Consider the following 3,878-nt stretch of genomic DNA (forward strand, 5'->3'; position numbering starts at 1 on the left):
TAAGTAGGTAGGCGTTAAAAATTATCAGACACCACCCTTATCAAGGGGGGACTAAGGGTAGGGTTGATTCATGAATCAACCCTACTATGAATCAACCCTAGGACTAAGGGGGGATCGAACCTAAAATCTATTTTTAATTTAATTATAACCAGCTACTTAAGTTGACTATCTAAATTACTGGTTAACACTGCACCGGAGAAAGGAGAAGGGGACTTTTTTGACTTATCTCCGCAGGATATTTGATCCTTTAATCGTGTCGCGGATGACGATTTTTTGTTCTTTGGAATAACCAGCAAAAGAACGCGTAGCAAGTAACTCGATTTCTACCCCAGTACCCGATCGCAAAGATTCCACAGGTAAGGGTAATTGACCGATATCCAGAATAAATTGATTGCCGTCCTGTCGGACTAAATTAGCGGGCATATCTCCTTCATAGCGAGTGACAAAATCAGTTCTGGGACTGGTTTGCAGGTCGTCTGCTTGCCAACGAGTGACGCGATAACGCACTTTAAATTTAGTGCCGATTAAATTCGATTGGGAAGCTTTATCTTCGAGAAAAAGCCTTAAATCAGTACCATTTCCTGTAATACCTTTTGCTTCTAATTGGGTGACATCTCGTTCAAAAACAGCATTATAAACGACAAATTCCGTAACATTATTGCGTTTTTGAGTGGTTCCCTCGATCCAGAGTTCACTGGGGACAGTTACCTTCATTTCCTTTTGATCATCGAGGGTTAAAGTAAAACGCTGATTAGCAAACCGGTTAAACTCTTGGGGCGCATTCCAAATTAAAATAAAAGAACGTTCCGATCGATCTACTAAAATCCGATATTGATCATCGATCAGGGAACCGGGGGAAAATAAAGACACTGCCCCAGTGCGAGTTTCCCAACTATTTTTAGAGAGAATATAACCCCGTTCTTTTAACTCCGACAGGGGAACAGTTGCGCTCGGTTGATCGGCAGTTAAAGGGCGATCGATTTGAATTAAAGTTAACTGTCCTAAACGACCCTCGCGACCGTTACGACCACTATTACCCGTCGCCCCATCGAGACCATCCTGACAGCTAAATTCTCTGGTGGTACAGCTATAATTGGCATCACCCGGCCTACCGCTGCAGGTTTGAATTGTCCAGAAGGGTTGGGAACAGCGACAACCCTTGCCCCCCTGGCCTCCCTGACCCCCAAAACCCCCAGCGCCTCCGGCCGCATTGACCGTTACTTGTCTTAAAAAATCTAAATTAGTGGCATAGAGGGTTAAAGCGCCGCCATTGCCCCCATCACCCCCATCACCCCCATTGCCACCGTTACCACCACCGGCCGCCTGGAGATTTCTGGTTACGTTGCCTGGTTGACCGCTACAGTTGCCATCGCTGCCATTGCTGCCATTTTCACCATCGACCCCTTTTTGTCCTGAAATATCGAGTTTTAGGGGAGAACCATCGAGAAAAAGGGTTAAACTGTCACTATTTTTGCCTTGGCTGCCGACCTTGCCAGCTTTCCCACTTTGGCCCTGTTTACCGAAAGTCTGTACATCGGAACCTTGGGCTAACCAAGAACAGCGATCGCCTGTCACCGTGGCGGGCATTAGGTACGGTAAAGGGAGAAAAAAGGTGAATATTAATGATTTAGCCCAAAAATTCATGATTTTAGCGAATTTATCCGCAAAGACTCCGATCAATTCCCTCTTGATGACTTTTAGATCTAGATTTTTGTTTCCCCTCTATCAATAAGGTGCGCTATCATCCTACACTTACTTTGAGAAGGAAACAGCCAATCGCGAGGGTTACGCGCGTGAAAAAAGTATTAGCTATTATCTTAGGTGGCGGGGCTGGAACTCGCCTTTATCCGTTAACGAAACTGCGGGCAAAACCTGCCGTCCCCCTAGCGGGAAAATATCGCTTAATCGATATTCCCGTCAGCAATTGTATTAACTCCCAGATTGACAAAATCTATGTGTTGACGCAATTTAATTCCGCTTCCCTCAATCGTCACCTCAATCGTACCTATAATTTTACGGGTTTTAGTGATGGTTTCGTGGAAGTTTTGGCCGCTCAACAAACCATGGAAAATCCTCAATGGTTCCAAGGCACGGCCGACGCGGTACGACAATACATCTGGACGATGAAGGATTGGGATATCGATGAATATCTAATTCTCTCGGGAGATCATCTCTATCGCATGGACTACAGCAAGTTCATCGAACGCCATCGGGAAACCAACGCCGATATCACTTTATCGGTGGTTCCCATCGATGAACGTCGGGCCTCCGCTTTTGGGGTGATGAAAATTAATGATTCGGGGCGAATTGTCGATTTTTATGAGAAACCCAAAGGGGCAGAATTGGAAAGAATGCGGGTAGATACGACGATTTTAGGCTTAAGTCCCGACCAAGCCCGTCAAAGTCCCTACATCGCTTCCATGGGAATTTATGTCTTTAAAAAGAATGTTTTAATCGATCTGCTCGATGCCAATAAAGAACAGACCGATTTCGGTAAGGAAATTATTCCCTCGGCCGCTAAAGACTACAATCTTCAGGCTTATTTATTTAAAGGTTACTGGGAAGATATCGGCACGATTGAAGCCTTTTATGAGTCTAATCTCGCCTTGACTCAACAACCCAATCCCGCCTTTAGTTTCTACGACGAAAAAGCCCCCATCTATACCCGTTCTCGCTATCTGCCACCCACAAAAATGCTCAATTGTACGGTGACAGAATCGATGATTTCTGAAGGTTGTATTCTCAAAGAATGTCGCATCCATCACTCGATTTTAGGTATTCGTAGTCGAGTCGGCAAAGACTGCACGATCGAGGATACAATGCTGATGGGAGCCGACTTTTATGAGTCTTTCCCCGAACGGGAAAGTCTCGTCCGAGATGGCAAAGTTCCCATGGGTATCGGCCCCGGTTCCACTATTCGTCGGGCAATTGTGGACAAAAATGCTCGCATTGGTTCCAATGTTTTAATTGTTAACAAAGATCGTGTGGAAGAAGCTAATCGCGAAGATTTAGGTTTCTATGTTCGCAGCGGCATCGTGGTTATTTTCAAAAATGCCACTATTCCCGACGGGACGGTGATTTAATCTATCAGTTATCAGTTATCAGTTATCAGTTTTTCCATTTTTCTAGTTATTATCGCTTGGATATAGCCGCAGGCTGATGGCTTCAGCTAATTACCTAGACAATTCCCTTGAAACCATAAGTAGCTGGTTATAATTAAATTAAAAATGGATTTTAGGTTCGATCCCCCCTGCCCCCCTTAATAAGGGGGGTGCCGATCCCCCCTTAGTCCCCCCTTAATCCCCCCTTAATAAGGGGGCATCTGAAAGTTTTTAATACCTACCTACTTATCCTTTTCTAGAAGTGATGGCAACATCTACCGAGCAGCTCTTCTGAAAATCAGAAAAATTTCTATATTTTTGGCTCTGATTCTAGGTTTTCAATTAACCTTAAATTAAAAGCCTAGGGCTTAGATAGAAGCCATTCAAAGGATATTTATGAAAGCCAAAATCGCGATCGCTTGTCAGGGAGGTGGTAGTCAAACTGCTTTTACTGCCGGTGCCTTGAAAGCATTATTTGACAATAAAGTGCAAGATTACTTTAATATTGTCAGTCTCAGTGGTACTTCTGGCGGTGCTATCTGTGCATTTTTCACCTGGTATGCTCTCAAAAAAGGTGATAGCGTCGTTTGGAAAAGAATGATTGATTTTTGGGAAGATAATAGCACTCAAACTCCCCAAGAAAAGCGGCTCTTCGGGAATTGTTATGCAAATAATTAACTTAAAATAAAATTCGATGAGAGCAACTACGCTCAAAAGTAGCTGAAATTCATACAGGAAAGGACTTAAGGCACAAATAGGTTAATACCAAAAGATAGA

2 protein-coding genes and 1 pseudogene are annotated in these 3,878 nt (G+C 43.9%); 2 read left to right on the top strand and 1 reads right to left on the bottom strand.

The window, feature by feature from the left end; all coding sequences use genetic code 11:
* Positions 1-222: 222 nt before the first annotated feature.
* Positions 223-1,587, bottom strand: a complete 1,365-nt coding sequence (locus tag PX481_RS18485) for a collagen-like protein (RefSeq protein ID WP_288095373.1) — start codon at positions 1,585-1,587, stop codon at positions 223-225.
* 206 nt (positions 1,588-1,793) lie between these two features.
* On the opposite strand from PX481_RS18485, the gene PX481_RS18490 reads away from it, so the two are divergent.
* Positions 1,794-3,083, top strand: a complete 1,290-nt coding sequence (locus PX481_RS18490; protein ID WP_288095371.1) for a glucose-1-phosphate adenylyltransferase — start codon at positions 1,794-1,796, stop codon at positions 3,081-3,083.
* A gap of 414 nt (positions 3,084-3,497) precedes the next feature.
* Positions 3,498-3,746: pseudogene (locus PX481_RS18495) on the top strand (patatin-like phospholipase family protein); the annotation flags it as partial.
* Between the last annotated feature and the right edge of the window lie 132 nt (positions 3,747-3,878).

The sequence above is a fragment of the Microcystis sp. M53603_WE2 genome (genome assembly GCF_030065435.1).

What these genes read in the sequence shown, in the direction of transcription:
- PX481_RS18485 (WP_288095373.1), bottom strand. Translation starts at nt 1,587, where the DNA reads ATGCCCGCCACGGTGACAGGCGATCGCTGTTCTTGGTTAGCCCAAGGT.